Source organism: Mesorhizobium sp. SARCC-RB16n (assembly GCF_008520305.1).
Lineage (GTDB): Bacteria > Pseudomonadota > Alphaproteobacteria > Rhizobiales > Rhizobiaceae > Mesorhizobium.
The window spans coordinates 24,529-42,278 of sequence record NZ_ML703300.1; the positions used below are offsets into that span (position 1 = coordinate 24,529).

A 17,750-nucleotide genomic window follows, 5' to 3' on the forward strand; every position below is an offset into this window, starting at 1 on the left:
GATATGAGCGTGTTGGTTTGAATTGAGGATCTCACGATGTCAGAAGGCCCTACCAACAACCTTATCGAACTTACTGCGGAGATCGTTTCCGCTTATGTCCAGAAGAACGCTGTGCCAGTGTCCGGACTGCCCGACTTGATCGCCAGCGTGAATTCGGCGCTGTCTAATATTGACCAGCAGAGACCAACAGAGGCGCCCGCCCCCAGGCCAGCAGTTAATCCCAAGCGATCCGTATTCCCGGATTACATCATTAGCCTTGAAGACGGCCAGAAATACAAGTCTCTCAAGCGTCATCTTGCAACCCGGCACGGGATGACGCCCGTTGAATATCGGGCAAAATGGGGGTTGGCGAAAGATTATCCGATGGTCGCGCCGAATTACTCGGCAACCCGATCGGCGCTGGCAAAATCGCTGGGTTTGGGAAGGAAGCCGACTGCGGTCAAGAAGCCTGCTGCGAAACGCAAGGCAAAGGCCTGAGGTGTCGTCGCGCTGCCGTTGTCCTACAGGTCAACAGAGGAGGTGACCTGCGATGGCCGCTACGAATAGGTCCATGAAGGCGAGCGAAAGTCCTGCTTTCGTCGACGAGGTGATTAAGCCGGAGTGCAGTATCTGCGGCTCTGCGACCGTGGCCATGTAATGGGCGGCAGCGAAGTGACCACGCATGAGGCAAGACCTCCTGCGCATAACTCAAAAGCGCGGCAACAGAAATCTCTTTGTGCCGCCACCGTGGCTTAGCCGCGGTTGTTGTGCGCTACGAGACCCAAGGGTGGAATGCGCCGAATTTGGAGGCCCGACTTGTTCTCTTCAAAGCCGGGACCGCGATAGAACTTCAACGTGGTAGCTGGTGACGCCGTGAGCAACCTGACCTTGGAGCATTCTGCCCGCCATATGCTCACTTCGCTCCGGAGAGCACTTCAGCCGTGCCCATCCTTCCTGGGCCCACTTCTTCGTCAGAGAGCTGCCGAAAGCGTTGCAACAGCAGCCGTGGAATATCCTCGTTGTGGGCAATTCGCGCTCTCATGAGGTTTCCGTAGCAGTTGGGCACGGCGCTGAAGCAATTCGTTCTCCGTCCACTGCGGAGCTCGCCTTTCGGGCTGACGAAACCGTGGAGTGTGTGTCGGAGCGGCCCCGAGCGGGCCGGAGGCGCCTGCGCCTGGTCCCTAACGCCCAATCTGGGGTTGTCTTGGCTGCAGGGGTAGTTGTACTGTTTTGCCAGAGCCATCACCCGCCCAGTAAGCTCGTGCGAGATCACCATGCTGAAGCCACTGCTCGATCCCGATGTCGCCGACGAGGCGCCGACCTCTTCCGTCCTCACAGGCTACGATGAGGAGCGACTGCTCACCTACATTCGCCTTCTCGACGCCGCGGCCGAGGATGCTGACTGGCGCGAGGTGGCCAGGATCGTCTTGCATATTGATCCTCAGAAGGAGCCTGAGCGAGCATTCAGGGCATGGGAAACGCACCTCGCACGCGCTCGATGGATGACCGCGAATGGCTATCGCTACCTTCTTGCGGGCGGTGCACCGCACTGATCCTCAAGGCGACGAACGATTACGGAAACTTAAAATCGTTGGTCACTACGCGGAGGCCCGGCAACAAATCCTCACATGGTCGCGGCAGACGCGCCTCACCCCGCCCGGCCTTGCCTTCGATTGCATTGGGAGGGATCAGGATTCAAACGCAAGGCTGCCAAGTCATTGCGGCTGCGCGTCCAGCCGCTCGGAAACCGCGACGCGGCTTGAACCGCGCCGACATCCCCGGCACGCAGCAAGGTGTGGCTAACAATCGAAAAGCTGCTTGAGTTACACTCCCGCCGTACTTGGAAGCAGCCGAGACCATGCCAACAGACAGTCAACATAGCCGTCGCGCCCGAACCTTGATCCACAATTTCACCAGGCTAAGGCGCGATCGAAAGGCTCCGCCATTCCGACCAGCAGCTGCGCATGTTCAGGTCTCGGTTCGATCCCGCCATCGCAAGCTTAATGATCAGCCGGCGATCCCGGGGCGCGCAAAAATTTCGGCGAAGCGCTTCTTCGCTTGTGGCGGCGCATCGAAGTTGCGGAAGGCGTCGCTGGTCTATGGATTTTGGCCGACATTCCCTCTCTTTGACGAAAGACTTGCCGCTGCCTTCTGACCGCAACGGCAAATGAGCGACACGAAAAGCGTGCACTTCAGCAAGCCGTAAAGCAATTGCTCGACGATAAAGACATTTTTGGTGTGTATGAGAAAGAGACCCTTGAAGGGGCTTCACACGAAGCGCTTTGTCTCAACCGCGACAAAATCTTCGATGATTTTCCCAACGCTCGGCTGGTTGATTTGGAGATAGTACGCGGTGGCGCAATCAACGACCGCACCGTTGGCGATCTGGCCAGCGCAGGAAACCCCTATGGGCCCATCTTGTCCATTATACATGCAGTAGAAAAATTCGTTCGATGGAATTTTTGACGTGGTCGATTATCAACCAATAGTTAGCCGACTTCTGGCATCCGATACCTGCGCCATCGAGTTGGTGTCAGACGGTGTCAACAAGATTTTGCGGCTCTCAGTCCACGATGAGGACGTCTTCATGCGGCTGAGTCCGACGGAGTTGCACTCCAGGTCGGATCTTTGTCGCGAAACAGCGCTGGTGCAAGATCTTCACGCTTCAGACGTCCCATGCTGCGAGATTGTCGAAATCGGCGGTCGGCCGGTACTTGGTCCGGTTGATATCGATGGAATTGAATACCACGCGCTTCTGACGCGAACCATCACGGGCCGTCCGGCAGAGCCATGTACGGCCCACGCCGCCGCCTTTGGGAAATCGCTTGCTAAATTACACAGGGCCAATATCGCGACACCGGAAAAACGCTCTGGATCGAAAAGTGTGCGGTTGATAAAGCCCATTTTCCAGCCAGTCATCGATGAGCTGTCGAAAGCCATCGATGGGATCGATTTGGGGACCCAAGATCCATCAACGGGCATATGTCACGGCGACGCACGCATCGGCAATTCGATCATCCTCGATGGGACAGCCATCTTGTTCGATTTCGAGTTCGCCGGAATGAACGACCTGGCGTCCGATATAGCCACGTTTCTGTGGTGCCTTCTTGCTGAACCTAACGTTGATGCAGCGTCCACATACCGCTCCTTTGTTGGATCATACCGGAGCGAGTACAACATCGTTTTTACTCAGAATGAGCTGAAACGCGCTTATCTAAATAAGGAGATTAATAATCTGTATTTTCTAAGTGCGTTCATCCGCACAGATCGCGCAACAACGCTCGCCGCAATCAACTACGCACGAGATACGATCAGCTTCGTCATGAGTGATCGATTTGACCGCTATGAGTGGGGCTGATCAACTCTCTGCTCCTGGTATATCCATTCGATCTCCACGGAACGGGGACAGACGTGGCCTTGAAAACGTATACCTATCGGACTCGTTCAGCGCATTTGCACCTACTTCCCCGGACAAGGCGACCGTCGCGGCGACTGTCGATGCGAATTTGGGTGAACTACGGCAAAATTCGCGAAAATTCATTTTCCGAGTCGCGTCTGATGTGGACGCCGTAGTGGGCTTCGCGATCTGCTGCCAAAAAAGGAGCGGCAGGTGGGAGCTTCAAGTCGGCGTCCGTTCTGACGCCAGGGGTCGTGGGATTGGAACGGCGCTGCTCAGGGAAATGTTTTCCGAACTGGGACGGCGCGGCCCCGGTTGCTGCGAAGCGGTCGTTCACTCCAGGAATCTCGTATCGCTTCGGCTACTTGCGCCATTTTTTCCCGAGCGCGGTGTGCATAAAAGCATGGCGGGGTTCTTGATGTGTGTTTCACATTGGTGAGCCATCAATTTCCGTCTGACCAAGCGGGCACAGTTCGCATTATCGCGTCGCCAATCACACAAAAAGCTTATTTGAAGGAAGTTCCAGTCATCCGAGCAGCAGACGCGCACAACCCCGAAACTCACGCAACCTCGGCGTCTCCGTCAACCTGACAGAACAGTTCCACATTCAAACCGCCGCTGTCGGAATCGCGCAGGCTCAAGGGAAACTGGTGCAGCCGTGCTATCGCCGAGACCAGGCTCAGCCCCAGGCCGGTTCCGGGCGTCTGGCGGCTGGGGTCGAGGCGATAGAAGCGGCGAAGCACGTTGCCGCGCTCCTCAGCTGGAATTCCGGAGCCAGTATCCCAAACCCGCACGATGGATCCTGTAGGCGCCGCAACCAGTTCTAGTCCGACCCGCCCGCCCGCCGGCGTAAATTTGACGGCGTTGTCGACCAGATTGGCCAAGGCCTCGAAAAGAAGGTCGCCATCCGCGTCAACCAGCGCGGCTGGTTGACAGGCGACGACGAAGTCGAGGCCGCGCTCTTCCGCAATCGGCTGGTAGAATTCGGCCAGGGCGGTAACGATCTCGCCAAGATCGACCTTGGAAAAATTCTCCCGACGGCGGCTCTGCTCGACCTCGGCAATGCGCATCAGGGCGGCGATGGTCGCGAGCAACTGGTCGATATCGCCCAGGGACTTCTGCATCGCCTCCTTGACAGGTCCGTCGTCCGAAATCGCACGCATGCTGCGCTCGAGGCGCGAGCGCAGGCGCGTCAGCGGGGTTCTGAGATCGTGGGCAATTGCGTCCCCTGCCCCTTTCACGTCGCCGACGAGCCGCTCGATCTCGTCGAGCATAGCGTTGACGATCACCGACAGTTTGTCGAACTCGTCCTGACGCTTGTGAACCGGCAATCGCCGGTCGAAATGGCCCTGCATGATGGAACTGCAGGCGCGGCGCACGGCTTCGACGCGCCGCAACATTGCCTGGCTCATCACAACCCCGCCGATCAGCGATATGGCCAATGCCGGGAACACTGCGAGCAACAAGGCCCGCACGATGATCTCCCTTATCTCGTCGACCGATTCCGTCGCGTGGCCGAGGACGAGCAGGTTGCCGTTCTTGAGACTGGTTGAGACGATACGCACGTGCTCGGAAGTTGAGCCTTCCCCATCGTTGAGGGAAAGCGTCAAAGTTTGCGGATTGTCGAGGCCCGGCAATATTGGCGGCAACGCCGCCATATTGCCGGCCAGGCGTGTGCGATCGATGGCGAAGATCCCGAACGCCTTTTCCCGGCGCCGGTCGTCGGCCAATGCCTTCTGGATGCGGGCCGGAAGCGAGGCCGGATCGCTGTTGGCAAAGGAGCGGGCATCGGCGATCAGGGCATCGTCGATCTGGCGTGTGAGGTAGCCGACGGTCTCCCGGTAGAGGAAGCCGGCCATCGACAAGAGCGCAACAGCCAGGATCGCCGCTGCCCCGATGGTACGGCGGAAGCTTGCCGTCTCCAAAATCCTAATTTTGTGCACGAAGGACGAATCCCCGGCCGCGGACCGTATGGATCAATGGCACTTCACCCGGCTGATCGATCTTGCGGCGCAGGCGACCGAGGTGAACGTCGACGAGGTTGGTTCCCGGGTCGAAGCGATAGTGCCAGACCTGCTCGAACAGCATGGCCCGGGTGACGACCTGGTTTGCATGACGAAGCATGTATTCAAGCAGCTTGATCTCGCGCGGCACGAGATCGACTTCGCGCGAGCCGCGTCGCACCGTGCGCGTCAGAAGGTCGAGTTCCAGATCGTGGAGTCGAAGGATCGTCAGGCGCGGATCGGGAGATCGGCGCGCCAGAACTTCGACGCGCGTCCGCAGTTCCGCCGGAGAGAATGGCTTCACGAGGTAGTCGTCTCCTCCTGCCCTCAATCCTCTGATGCGTTCATCGACACTGGACAGCGCGCTGAGGACAAGAACCGGCGTATCCACGCCGCCCCCGCGCAAGATTTCGAGCAGGCTCAGACCGTCAAGGCCGGGCAGGAGGCGATCGAGCGTAATGACGTCAAAGACCTGGGTTTGAGCCTTGGCCAACCCATCGGGGCCGCTCGCCGCGCGCACAACGTCAAATCCAGCTGCACTGAACTCGTCGACGATCTCTTCTGCTGTCTCCGCATCGTCTTCGACGACAAGGACCTTCATCACCGCAGCGGGTCCTCTTTCCTGGCTGGCGTCTGGCGCAGCCGCACTCGTTCGGGGCGGGAGCGAGCATGGCCGGCACACCGCTATTGCGCCAGCACAGGGGGATCGGCCGGCCGATGTCCGATCATCCGCTGTTTGACGGCTGTTATCAATCCGGCAAACTGTTGCATATAGAGATAGATGATAGGCGTGGTGTAGAGGGTCAGCATCTGGGAGACACAGAGTCCGCCGACAATGGCGATGCCGAGCGGGCGCCTCAGTTCCGAGCCAACGCCCGTGCCCAAGGCAAGCGGCAGAGCGCCGAGCAAGGCGCAGAGCGTGGTCATGGTGATCGGGCGGAACCGCAGGATGCAAGCCTCGATGATGGCTTCCTTCGGCGACAAACCTCTTTGACGCTCGGCCGACACCGCGAAGTCGATCATCATGATCGCGTTCTTCTTGACGATGCCGATGAGAAGGATGATGCCAACGAGCCCCATGACGTCGAGCTGACCTCCCAGGACCATGAGCGCGGCAAGCGCGCCGACACCTGCCGAGGGCAACGTCGACAGAATGGTGAGCGGGTGGATCACGCTCTCATAGAGCACGCCAAGGACGATGTAGACGGCAATCAATGCGGCCGCGATCAGCATTGGCTGCGTCCCCAGCGAAGCTTGGAACGCCTGCGCCGTACCCTGGAAGCCTGTCTGCACCGTTGCCGGCATGCCAAGCCGCGCCTGCATGGCGTCGACGGCGGTCACGGCGTCCCCGAGGGCAACATTCGGCGCGAGATTGAAGCTCAGCGTAACCGAGGGGTACAAGCCCTGGTGATTGATCGCCAGAGGCGCCACGGAAGCACCCACCTTGGCAAAGGTGCTGAGCGGGATTTGCTTTGCCACATTGTTGCCGACATAGAGAGCATCCAGCGCACCGGCATCGACCCGGTATTGGGGATCGACTTCCATGATGATCTTGTGCTGGTCGAGTTGGGTGAAGATGGTCGCGATCTGACGCTGACCGAACGCATCATAAAGCGTGTCGTCTATGGCCTGAGGGGTGACGCCGAGGCGGGACGCCGTATCGCGGTCGATGACGATGTCGGCGTGCGGCGCCGCTGATTGCAGATCGTTGGCAACGTCACGGACCTGAGGCAGCTTGCGCAGCTCGGCGGTCATTGTGTCCGCCCATTTGTACAGCTCAGGCAGATTGGGGTCCTGCAGGGTGTACTGGAACTGCGTCTGGGAACTGCGTCCGCCGACGTTGATGCCCTGCACCGCCTGCATCGCCACGCTGATGCCGGACACCCCCGCCGTTTCCTTGCGAAGGCGCGAGATCACCTGATCGGCAGAGAGCGACCGTTGGGAAAACGGCTTGAGGGCGATCTGCAGGTTGCCGGAGTTCATGCGCCCCGACCCGCCGAGGGTCGACCGGACAGTCTCGATGGCGGGATCCTTCAGGATAAGATCGACCACCTGCTGCTGCTTGGCTGCCATGGCCTGAAAGGAGATGTCCTGCGCGGCCTGTGTCGATCCGGAAATCAATCCGAGATCCTGCTGCGGGAAGAACCCCTTCGGAATTGCGAGGAACAGTTGCGCCGTCAGGGCCAAGGTCGCCAAGAAGCAGAGCAGGACAAGTCTTGGATGTCCGACCGCGACGTGCAGCGAACGGCTATAACCCTGCTGAATAACGTCGAAGCCGCGCTCTAGCAGCCGGGACAGCCGGTTGGGTCTGGCCTCCTTTTCGTGGCCCTTGATCATCAAGGCGCACATCATCGGTGTCAGGGTAAGCGAAACGACAGCCGAGATGATCAGCGCCACGGCGACCGTGACCGAGAACTCACGGAACAGCCGGCCGACCATGCCGCTCATCAGCAGCAGCGGGATGAAGACCGCGATCAGCGAGACCGTCATGGAAACGACCGTGAAGCCGATCTCGCTCGCCCCCTTCAAGGTGGCCTGCAATGGCGATAGGCCATTCTCGACATGCCGGACGATGTTCTCGATCACGACGATAGCGTCGTCGACGACGAAGCCGACGGCGATGGTCAGTCCCATCAGCGAGATGTTGTCGAGCGTATAGCCCAGCATGTACATCACGCCGAAGGTGCCGATCAGGGACACAGGAATGGTGACGGCCGGAATCACGGTCGCGCTGAAACTCTTCAAAAAGACGAAAATGGTGAGAACGACCAGCCCGATCGTGATCATGAGCGTGAATTGAACGTCGGCAACGGCGGTACGAACGGCGACCGTGGAATCACCCACCGTGGCGATACTGACCGAAGGCGGCAGCCGCGATCGCAGTCCGGGCAGCGCGTCCCTCACACCCTTGACGACATCGACGGCGTTGGCGCCTGCTTGCAGATGCACGTCGATCAGCACGGCCTTCTGGTTGTTGTACCAGGCGCCCAGCGTTGTGTTTTCAACGCTGTTTATTGCGCTGCCGATGTCGCTGATGCGTAGGGGAGATCCATTGCGGTACGCGATGATTGCCGAATTGACGTTGCCGGCCGTCAGGAGCTGGTCGTTGGCGTCCAGGGTTACTGAGCGTTGCGCGCCGTCAAGCGTGCCCTTCGGGCCGTTGGTAGTAGCCAGCGTCAGCGCTGAGCGAACATCTTCGAGACTCATGCCGAGAGCCGCGAGCTTGGTCGGATCGACCTGGATTCGCATGGCGGATTTCGAGGAGCCAGGCATGTCGACAAAGCCGGCGCCCGGGATTTGCGACAAGGTCTGGGCGACCGTATTGGCCGCGGCGTCCATGACCAACGGCAGCGGAATCGTGTCCGACTGCATCACGATGGAGATGACGGTGAACAGCGCCGGATTGATCTTGTGGTAGGTGGGCGGACTCTGCATGGTTTTGGGCAGCGAGCCGCTGGCCGCCGTGATCGCCGTCTGAACATCCTGAGCCGCGCTGTCGATATTGCGGCTGAGATCGAACTGCAGCGTCAGGTTCGAGTTGCCCAGGGTGCTCGTGGAGGTCATCTGGGCCATGCCGGGGATGGTCGAGAATTGCTGCTCGAGCGGGCTCGCGACCGTGCTCGCCATGGTTTCGGCATTGGCACCGGGCAACGTGGCCTGCACTGAGACGGTGGGGAAGTCGACCTGCGGCAGCGAGGAGATGGGTAGCAGCATGTAGGCGACCAGGCCGACGAGCACGATGCCAAGGGTCAGCAATCCGGTTGCCACGGGTCGCTGGACGAAGATGCTGGAGATGTTCAACTTGCGGTCCTTCGCTCGATAAGCGCATTGATCGGCCTGGATCCAGGCGCCGCCCAACCGGCTGCAGTAGGATTGCGCGCAGCGGATTGGCCGTGCTGCTTCATGGGGTCTGGCTGGTCGCCACGATCGCGGGCGGAGCCGCGGCGTTTTGCGATACGGCGCTGTCGGACAGCGCCGACACCTTCATCCCTGGCTTCAGGCTGTATTGCCCGTCGGTCACCACCGTATCGCCGGCGCTCAAGCCCGATGCGATGACGGTGACGTCACCAGCTACTCGCTTGACCTTCACCGGCTGCTGAACCAGCGTCGAGTCTCCAGGCTTGATCAGATAAACATAGGTGCCATTGGTCGATTGTTGAACGGCGGTAGAGGGAACGGAGGTCGCCTGGGACAGGAGCGCGCTCTGAAACAGAGCCTTGACGAATTGGCCCGGCTTCAACTGATGATCCTTGTTCGGGAAAGTCGCCTTCAATCTGATGGTCGCCGTTGCCGGATCGATGTGATTGTCTACGAGGCTCAACGTTCCCGAGCCGAGCGGTCTGTCATCGTTTGCCGCCAAGGCGGTGATGGCGACCGCGGAGGCCGGCGCTCCGACCGGCCAGTCGCCAATGGCTTCTGACGGAACCGTAAAGACGACCGAGATCGGCTCGAGCTGGTTGATGGTGACGATCCCGGGATCGCTCGGGGTGATCATGTTGCCCTCATCGATCATCCGGATACCGGCCACGCCATCGATCGGTGAGGAGATCGTGGCATAATCGAGCTGGGTCTGCGCGCTTTCGATGGCGGCCTTGTCCACCAGGATCATGGCCTCGGTCTGGGCGATCTGCGCCTTCTGCGTCTCGAGGGTCTGGCTGGACGCGAAGCCCTTCTGTGCCAGTTGCGAAATGCGTTGCAGATCGGCCTGGGTATTGGCGAGCAGAGCCTGATCCTTGGCCAGATTGGCCTCGGCCTGATGCAGGGGGCCGACTAGGGCGCTCGGGTCCAGATGCGCAAGCACGTCGTTGGCATGCACCGTCTGGCCTTCCGTGAACACGATGTCTTTGATCTGCCCGCTGACACGAGGCTTGACCGTCACGCTGTTGAAGGGCTGGACCGTTCCGAGCCCGGTGACCCGGATTGGAACGTTTCCCAACTGTGCCTGAGCCGCGTTGACCGGTGTGGGGGGCGTCGGTGCCGCAGGGGGGACTGCCGCCGCCGAAGGACGCGCGCCGACATAGGTATAGGCAGCGTAAGCGCCACCGCTACATAGGGCGATGGCCAGCAACAGGCGGAAGAAACGCGAGCGGCGAGGCCGCGCCGCAGGAACGGGCTCCGGCTCCATCGGCTCCTGCTGCTTGTCTGAAAGCTGTTCGCTCATTGAGCTCTCCTGGTCGAAACCGCGTTGGCACTGTCTTGTTGCACTGCAGCATTACGCCGAAGAGCCGGCTCCGCTATTAAAATCCCTGTTAAGAATGGGGGGCGGTGCGGCCAGGTGCGTTCGACGCGAATGTAGACTGGCGACAGGGTTGGAAGCCCAACGTCTGCCCTCGCGGAACCTGCGGATGTGGCGGGGGCTCTCGCTGAATTCTCCGACGCCTTGCAGCACCGGTAGCGCATCGCCGCAGGGTCGCCTCAGGCTGAAGGATCTACGCAAGAGTCGGTCGCCGATACCAGCAATGCGCAAAAAGCAAGAGCGGCGGGCCAAGCCCGCCACTCTATGTACTGCGAGGTTAGATTAACGACCCCAGATTCCCTGGCCGGACTGGGCCGGCGCATTGATCGTGAGGTCACTACGCTGAGCTGCATCCCTCCCCGCATCCGACGCCCTATCCGACTTCTGGATGGAGCCCGTAAACGTGTTGTCGACATTGCCAATCGGGGCAGTCGGCTGGTTGGCGTTGTTGGAGCCGTAGTGGTCTGAGCCGGCAAACGCGGTGCCCGTGGCAATGAGGATGGCGGCCGCGGTGAGTGCGATCTTTTTCATTTCAATTACTCCGGTACTTCATGGTTTCGTCCGTCAAGTGGCGTACCCTTGGGAGGAGTTTGCGTCGCTCGGACCACCCCGAAGTGGTTTTACCTAGCGGCTGCTTCCAATCACAAAGATGTTCAGTCCGCGCCACGAGTCCGGCCCTTGAAATTTCGCACTGGACTGCGAGGGCGACAACTTTCCTGAATGTTATCAGGAGATTAGACGACTGTTCTTGTGCCGGAGCCAAGCCGGCATTCACCCAGTCCTGTTAGAACGCGTTACCTTATACAATTATTTATAGTTCAAAAGATCGAAGTTCGGTTGTGTCCCGACCACTCCAGGTCCTGTTCCATCAGGTGGTGTGGCTCGGCGGTTTATGAAGCCGCTCGCAACGCCCACCCGAAGGACTGGCGGCACTTTTGCCGCTGGTGCCGGCACCAGGGTCTCGAGCCTCTCCCCGGATCCCAAGATCATCCGGCTCTAGATCAGCGCCTTCGCCGCCGGCGAGCCGAGGCAATAGGAGGGGTCAAATCGTCACTTCGCTTGATAGCCAAACGATCCATTAGAGCAGTTATTCAGATTGGCACTTCGGTTGCCGCTCTGGACCAGCATCACGTTGGCAGCCGCCGCGCTGACCACGTGACCGAGGCATGAACCCGGGGAGACCTCAATTGAAAGGCCGCGAAACATCGGCCGCTCGATGATCGGTGCGAAGACACCAAAAAACGAAAGAGACCCTAGAAGTGCCGCCAGCCAATGGGGCCCAGCCGCGAGCCACCATATTTCACGCACCAGACGTTGACGTCAGTCTGTCGTCAGGAAGGTCTCCTAATCAGTTTCTGCCGCCGCTGTGCTGTAGCCCGATCCAACCGGGCCATGGGCGGCACGCCCTGCCCGCTACTTCCTCCCTGCGGGCAGGGCGCCATTCAAGAGATGGGCGAAAAGGCAGCGCTGACAAATGAAGGACTGGAGAAAAGTGGTTTCACTGAGAATGATTGCGTCGCCGCTTGGCGACCTGGCATTTGCAGTTGAGGCGCTTGGAGAGTTTGACGACTTCTCAAAGGACTACCGGGATCCTGTCGATCGACCGGAGTTTGGCTGCCGGCTGCAATGACGCGCGTAGCAGCTGTGTATTCGGTTGGCGGCGGTTCCATCTTCTTCGTCATAGCAATGTTGGTCAGCGCGACGACTGCGAGCGGGCAGGAGACCAGCCTTGTCGGCATCCATCAGGGTTCAGAGCTCACCGAAGCCGTCCGGCGCCTAGGCCAGGGCGGTTACCAGCTGTCGGACGGCACCTGGGTGCCCTTCGATAAGTGGTTCCATAGCAGCTGGATCGACATGCGATTTGAAATGTTGACGCAGTTGTCGGACGATTTCGGTCTGCTGTGGGGCGCGAGCACGGGTCAGCGTGCCGAAAAGGTCCGCATCGCCCCAAGTGTGGAACTCGGCTTTGTTGTGCGAAAGCGGCCGAGACCGTCCACGACGCTTTCTCTCACCGTCAGATCCATCTTGGGCGGGAACCTGACGGAACAACCTTGCACGGCTGACTATGGCGCGATTGGCGGCGTCCAAGCGGTGAATTGCCGCCTTGCGGCTTCACAACTCCAGCCTGCGCGCACATTGAAACTTCTATCAAACCTCCACCCAAGCCGACTGAACCTCGAACTCCGGTTCATGCAACAGTTCTGATGATGGTGAACGGCATGGGCGGGACATTTTGCCAATGAACAACAAATCCAGACAGGAAGATTGATATGCGCAAGATACAATCGTTGCCGGTAGCGCTCGTTGCCGGACTGGGGCTCTTCCTCTGCCTGACGGCACAAAGTGGTTTTGCAGGTGACCTCAGCGATGGGGGCACCGCCGCAGAGCTTGCGGGGGGCAGTAGCTCGGGCTGCCCACAAAACGCCGACGGCACCTTTTGTTGGATGAGCCCGGATATTGGCCAGGCTTGGGCATCAGGCTACACCGGTTCCGGTGTGTCGGTGACAATCGTAGATGACTTCACCTCCAATGACGAAATGGAAGCGGATCTCGGCCTTGGCCGAAAGAGCCAGTTACACGGGAATTGGATGGCCGACACGGCCCGCATGGTGGCCCCTGGGGCAAAGATGTTCGAGCATGACTATGAGAACGATATCCCGGTCAACCTGCAGAATGGCCTGAATGTTCTCAATTTGAGCTACGGCGGTATGCATCCAGTAAATTCGGATCCGGTTGATCGGTCGATTGTCGACGTGGCCCGGGAGGGTACTGCCTTCATCGCGAAAGCTGCCGACAACGACGGCATCCCGATCGGGACCCCGAAGGGGGAAGAAATGGACTTCCTAGCTCTCGAGCTGGTGGGGATGCCAACAACAGTTTTTGTAGGTGCGCTCGACCACAATGGCACTCCCGGGAACAAGGCTAAGCTGGCCTCCTATTCGAATTACCCCGGTTCCAATCCGGACCTGCAGAGCCAGTTCCTGACTGTCGGTGTCGAAGATGATAAAACCAGCCTACGAGGAACATCTTTCGGGACGGCGGTGATTTCGGGCTATGCCGCCATCCTTGGCAGCAAATTCACAACAGCGACACCGACCCAGATCACAAATCTGTTGCTGGACACAGCCAGGACTGACACGCTCGTCAACTATAAGCCGGAGACTTACGGCCGCGGCGAGGCCAGCCTCTCGAGGGCGCTGGCGCCGATTTCGATCAGATAAAAGAGTGGGTGGATCGCCGACCTGAAATTGCTACGAGGCGTTGCGCGCCGCAAGAAATCGCCTCGTAGCATTCGCAGCCAAGGGCTGGCTTCGACTTCATCGCGGACGGCTTCCGGGCGGAACCCGATGCGTACCACCGACTTCATCGAAAGGAGTATTGGGATGGTCGAACAAGAACGCGACGACTGCGACGCTCTGTCCATTTACGCCGATAGCTGGCAACAGAGCGGCAATGGCAACCCCAACCATTTTCGCCTCTAGCGTACGATTGCGCTCTTCTTTTTTCTGAGCCTAAATGAGCCCCCACGCCCGGAAATTTCCCCGGCCCGTCATCTCGCGCTGGCTGACCGCGCCGACCAGATCGAGCGCGCCCTGTCCCGACACTTTCAGCGCCTACTGGACCGTGCCGGTCGACACCAGTGGTCATGACAGCGCAACCTTCTCGAAGGCAATCATGTTGCGGCCGATGACCCCGATCTTCGCCTGCCGCAGAACTCGTGGCCATACTTGGCGGCTGTGGTTGAGGGGTGCAATGCGGCAACGACCATTCAGGACAGTGGGTCCTCAATCACATCGTCCTCTGCCTCTTTCTCGCAATTGCCCTCCCCGCCCGCCAGCCCGGTTGGGATATCGCCTGCCAGCAGCTTCTCCTTCGACAGCAGCCCGGCGCGTCCTCAAGCGCCTCGAAATCCGGCAGCTGACGCAGCGTGTCGAGCCCGAACTGCGACAAGAAGGTTTTGGTCGTCACATAGGTGTAGGGCGCGCCCGGCTGCGGACTGCGTGGCCCCGAGGCGATCAGCTGCTCAGCGCGCAGCACACCGATCAGGTCGCGCGACACCTCCTTGCCGAAAAAGGAAGACAGCTCACCACGGGTGATCGGCTGGAAATAGGTGATGCACATCAGCACGAGAGCCTCCGCCTGCGACAGCTCTTTCGTCCCCTGCCCCGCGGCCGTGCCTTTGACGTGCGCGCCGACGATGATCAGGCCAGTGCGAGAGGTCGACGAGCAGGCAGTCGAAACAACCGTCTCTACGAGGCACTCGATGTAACAGGATCATGACGCTTCATTTAGTCGAATGTTAAGGGTCCTCGCCATAGGTTCCGCGACGAGTTGGGGCACGGGCTCGCCTAGAATGCGGGTGCTCCGGCCGATCCGGAGCTGCGCTACCCTCAGACTGCTTGCTAGCCGGCGGAGGTTCTTCCCCTTCGACCCGATTGGACCCGCAGCAGAACAGGCGAGACGCGACCATGATTGCAGCTCCCAGAAACGTTTCCCTGCAGAAGGTGGCTGCCGACTCGATGGACGGGCTGGATCATACGAACCTCGGCACGGTCGACGTTGCAGGGGAGAGCGTAGCGGCCCAAACGGAGTTCGACGACGTGAGGCTCATCCTGCGCCGCTGGCAATCCGCCTGCGGCGCAGCCGCGCTGCCGCCCTATGAAGAGATCGCGTTGGGCGGCGTCGGCCGCTTCTCGGATGAGATCGCAGTGGTCCGTCGTTTGGGCACCGAGCCAACTTCCCTGTTGCGTTGCGGCCAGCGCTTCCGCGCGATCGTGGGCATTGCAGAGTCCGCGCGCAGCCTTGAGCAACTGCCATATGCCTTCAATCTCGCGACCGGCTCCGCCATCGACAAGGCCTGCTCAGCAGGCGAGCCGCGGCTCTCGGTTTGCCACTGGGTCGTCGACGGCAAGGTTTCCACGATCGAGATCGTCGCACTGCCGTTGTCGTGCCGCTGGCCGGGCGAATACTTCCTTCTATTCCTTCGCCCGCGCGCGAGCCAGGTCGACCTTGCCAGTCTGCTCATCAACTCCACTCAGGAAGGCATCATCGGGCTGAGCCCGATCGAACATGGGCATGGCGCAACGTCTGACTTCTACATCCTGAGCATCAACGAGGCTGCGGCGGGCTTCCTCGGATCGACCATCGACGGCCTCCAGTTCACCCGGTTCTCGGACGCGCTGGCCAAGGTCGGCATAAGCGAGATACCACAGGAGCTGCTGCGCGCGGGTTCCGGGGGGCGCATATCGAGCTTCGAGCTCGCCTACCGGCTGGGAGAGCAGAAGGTCGCTCTGCAGGTCGGCGTCGACATCGCCGGCGGCGTGCTGGCGGTCACACTGACCGACATTCGCGACCTGAAGGCGCGCGAGACCCTGTTCCGCTCTCTTTTCGACGACAATCCGGTGCCGATGTTCGTGCGCAGCCAGTCGACCGGCATCTTTCTCAACGTCAACGAAGCGGCGTTGCGCCTCTACGGCTACAGTCGCGGCGGCTTCCTGGATCGCAGCCTTGCCGAAATCCGCGTGGGTGGCACCACCAACAGCGAGAGGGACGGTCGCGAGCTGGTGCTCCGGCACCGCACCGCCGACGGCCGCGAGCTCGATGTGATCGAGTACACAAGCGAGACCCTCGTAGACCACCAGGTGGCGATACTATCGACAATCGTCGACATCACTGAGCGCAAGCGCGCCGAAGCCCATATCACTTACCTCGCTCACCATGATCCGCTGACGGGAGTGGCCAATCGAACAGTTTTCACGCGCGAGCTGGAGCGGGCGGCCGACAACCTCGAGCAGAACGGACGGCGGTTCGGCGTGGTGCTGATCGACCTCGACAATTTCAAGACGGTCAACGACACTCTCGGACACGCGGCAGGCGACGCACTCCTCGTAGAGGTGAGCGCCCGGCTGAGAGAACTGGTGCGCAAGACCGACTTGGTGGCCAGGCTCGGTGGCGACGAATTCGCGATCCTGATGCCGGCGGTCGAATGCCGCTCCGATGTCGAGAAGCTCGGCCAGCGCATCATCCGCGATCTCACCGCTATACGGAAGGTCGACGGCGCCGAGATAGCGATTGGTGCGAGTATCGGCGCAGCGCTAGTCCCGGACGACGCCGCCGACACCGATAGCCTACTGAAATGCGCCGATCTTGCCCTTTATCGAGCGAAGCAATCGGACAAGGGTACCTTCCGCTGGTTCGAAGCCGGGATGGACATGCGCCAGCGCGAGCGGCGTTCCCTGGAGACAGAGCTGCGCGGCGCCGAAATCGACCGTGAGTTCGAGTTGCATTACCAGCCCATCATCCGGACGCAAACCGGAAAGCTGCGCGGGTTCGAGGCCCTGCTGCGCTGGCACAATCCGCGCCGGGGCATGGTATCGCCCGCGGATTTCATCCCGATCGCGGAAGAAACCGGCATACTCGACGAGCTCGGCCGCTGGGTGCTTGCGGTGGCATGCCGGGAGGCGGCAACCTGGCCGCCCGAGCTGGTGCTGTCCGTCAACGTCTCGCCCGTGCAGTTCCGCAAAGGGGACCTCGTCGGAACGGTCGGACTGGCCCTGGCCGGCAGTGGGCTGCAGCCGCACCAGCTGGAGATCGAGATCACCGAATCGGTGCTGCTGTCGGCCAGCAGCAACAACCTAGCCATTCTCAAGCAGCTTCGCTCGCTCGGCGTGCGCATCGCACTCGACGATTTTGGCACCGGCTACTCCAGCCTGAGCTACCTCAGGCAGTTTCCGTTCAACCGCCTCAAGATCGACCGGTCGTTCGTCCGCGAGATCAGCCGGTGTCCAGAGTCGCTTGCCATTGTCCGTGCTGTCATCGGCCTCGGCGCCAGCCTGGGCATCGATACCACGGCCGAAGGGGTGGAAACGGTCGCGCAGCTGGAGGCATTGCGCGCCGAAAAATGCGGCGAGTTGCAGGGCTTCCTGTTCAGCCCGCCGGTTGCCAGCGAGAGTGTCGCCGCCATCATCGGCGCGTATTTCGAAGAGACGGCGCGCGGCGCGCGACGGGATTGCCGACCTGCGCTGAAGGCACAGGGTCCAGTTTCTCGACTGAACCGGCCGTGACCGGAAACGGCAGGGAGCGCCGGCGTCCAGAGCAAGTTGCGATGCGATTGAACCATTCTGCGGGAGCTGAT

At 60.4% G+C, this 17,750-nt stretch carries 16 protein-coding genes and 1 pseudogene; 10 read left to right on the forward strand and 7 right to left on the reverse strand.

Going from position 1 to position 17,750, the window contains the following annotated elements; genetic code table 11:
- Positions 1-36 precede the first annotated feature (36 nt).
- The 5 genes from C7I87_RS32065 to C7I87_RS36890 all read left to right on the forward strand — a co-directional run bounded on the left by C7I87_RS32065 (position 37) and on the right by C7I87_RS36890 (position 3,815).
- Positions 37-477: a Ros/MucR family transcriptional regulator gene (locus C7I87_RS32065; RefSeq protein ID WP_149907974.1), complete on the forward strand. Its 441-nt coding sequence runs from the start codon at positions 37-39 to the stop codon at positions 475-477.
- Positions 478-1,253: 776 nt separating this feature from the next.
- A complete protein-coding gene (locus C7I87_RS32070; RefSeq protein ID WP_149907975.1) occupies positions 1,254-1,532 on the forward strand; it encodes a DNA -binding domain-containing protein in 279 nt (92 codons plus the stop codon).
- 658 nt (positions 1,533-2,190) lie between these two features.
- A complete protein-coding gene (locus C7I87_RS32075) occupies positions 2,191-2,445 on the forward strand; it encodes a hypothetical protein (RefSeq protein ID WP_149907976.1) in 255 nt (84 codons plus the stop codon).
- A gap of 1 nt (position 2,446) precedes the next feature.
- Complete coding sequence (locus C7I87_RS32080) at positions 2,447-3,337, forward strand: phosphotransferase (RefSeq protein WP_149907977.1); 891 nt, start codon at positions 2,447-2,449, stop codon at positions 3,335-3,337.
- On the forward strand, positions 3,324-3,815 hold the full coding sequence (locus C7I87_RS36890; protein WP_373424809.1) for a GNAT family N-acetyltransferase: 492 nt from the start codon (positions 3,324-3,326) through the stop codon (positions 3,813-3,815). The genes C7I87_RS32080 and C7I87_RS36890 overlap by 14 nt, the downstream gene beginning before the upstream one ends.
- Before the next feature lie 121 nt (positions 3,816-3,936).
- On the opposite strand, the gene C7I87_RS32090 is transcribed toward C7I87_RS36890, so the two are convergent.
- The 5 genes from C7I87_RS32090 to C7I87_RS32110 all read right to left on the reverse strand — a co-directional run bounded on the left by C7I87_RS32090 (position 3,937) and on the right by C7I87_RS32110 (position 11,146).
- The gene (locus C7I87_RS32090) at positions 3,937-5,319 is read right to left on the reverse strand and encodes a sensor histidine kinase (RefSeq protein WP_149907979.1); all 1,383 of its coding nucleotides are present in this window, start codon (positions 5,317-5,319) and stop codon (positions 3,937-3,939) included.
- Positions 5,306-5,983, reverse strand: coding sequence for a response regulator transcription factor (locus C7I87_RS32095; RefSeq protein ID WP_210250680.1), 678 nt, complete (start codon positions 5,981-5,983; stop codon positions 5,306-5,308). The genes C7I87_RS32090 and C7I87_RS32095 overlap by 14 nt, the downstream gene beginning before the upstream one ends.
- Positions 5,984-6,063: 80 nt before the next feature.
- Positions 6,064-9,180, reverse strand: coding sequence for an efflux RND transporter permease subunit (locus C7I87_RS32100; RefSeq protein WP_149907981.1), 3,117 nt, complete (start codon positions 9,178-9,180; stop codon positions 6,064-6,066).
- Between the two features lie 100 nt (positions 9,181-9,280).
- Entirely contained in the window at positions 9,281-10,540 is a 1,260-nt protein-coding gene (locus C7I87_RS32105) for an efflux RND transporter periplasmic adaptor subunit (RefSeq protein ID WP_149907982.1), read from the reverse strand.
- A 357-nt stretch (positions 10,541-10,897) separates the two neighbouring features.
- Positions 10,898-11,146: a DUF680 domain-containing protein gene (locus tag C7I87_RS32110; RefSeq protein ID WP_149907983.1), complete on the reverse strand. Its 249-nt coding sequence runs from the start codon at positions 11,144-11,146 to the stop codon at positions 10,898-10,900.
- A 943-nt stretch (positions 11,147-12,089) separates the two neighbouring features.
- Here C7I87_RS32110 and C7I87_RS35455 point away from each other — a divergent pair.
- The 4 genes from C7I87_RS35455 to C7I87_RS36555 all read left to right on the forward strand — a co-directional run bounded on the left by C7I87_RS35455 (position 12,090) and on the right by C7I87_RS36555 (position 14,097).
- Positions 12,090-12,245 (forward strand): hypothetical protein, encoded by a 156-nt coding sequence (locus C7I87_RS35455; protein ID WP_188394078.1) that lies wholly within the window; start codon positions 12,090-12,092, stop codon positions 12,243-12,245.
- Positions 12,242-12,820 (forward strand): hypothetical protein, encoded by a 579-nt coding sequence (locus C7I87_RS32115; protein ID WP_149907984.1) that lies wholly within the window; start codon positions 12,242-12,244, stop codon positions 12,818-12,820. Before C7I87_RS35455 ends, C7I87_RS32115 begins: the two co-directional genes overlap by 4 nt.
- A 65-nt stretch (positions 12,821-12,885) precedes the next feature.
- Complete coding sequence (locus C7I87_RS35460) at positions 12,886-13,836, forward strand: S8/S53 family peptidase (RefSeq protein WP_188394079.1); 951 nt, start codon at positions 12,886-12,888, stop codon at positions 13,834-13,836.
- A 126-nt stretch (positions 13,837-13,962) separates the two neighbouring features.
- Positions 13,963-14,097: a hypothetical protein gene (locus C7I87_RS36555; RefSeq protein ID WP_281409077.1), complete on the forward strand. Its 135-nt coding sequence runs from the start codon at positions 13,963-13,965 to the stop codon at positions 14,095-14,097.
- A gap of 30 nt (positions 14,098-14,127) precedes the next feature.
- On the opposite strand, the gene C7I87_RS36895 is transcribed toward C7I87_RS36555, so the two are convergent.
- Both C7I87_RS36895 and C7I87_RS32130 read right to left on the reverse strand, forming a co-directional pair.
- Complete coding sequence (locus tag C7I87_RS36895; RefSeq protein WP_246696489.1) at positions 14,128-14,220, reverse strand: helix-turn-helix domain-containing protein; 93 nt, start codon at positions 14,218-14,220, stop codon at positions 14,128-14,130.
- 164 nt (positions 14,221-14,384) lie between these two features.
- Positions 14,385-14,785 (reverse strand): annotated as a pseudogene (locus C7I87_RS32130) (SMC-Scp complex subunit ScpB); the annotation flags it as partial.
- Positions 14,786-15,084: 299 nt separating this feature from the next.
- Between C7I87_RS32130 and C7I87_RS32135 the strand changes: the two are divergent.
- Positions 15,085-17,679 (forward strand): putative bifunctional diguanylate cyclase/phosphodiesterase, encoded by a 2,595-nt coding sequence (locus tag C7I87_RS32135; protein WP_149907985.1) that lies wholly within the window; start codon positions 15,085-15,087, stop codon positions 17,677-17,679.
- Positions 17,680-17,750: the final 71 nt, after the last annotated feature.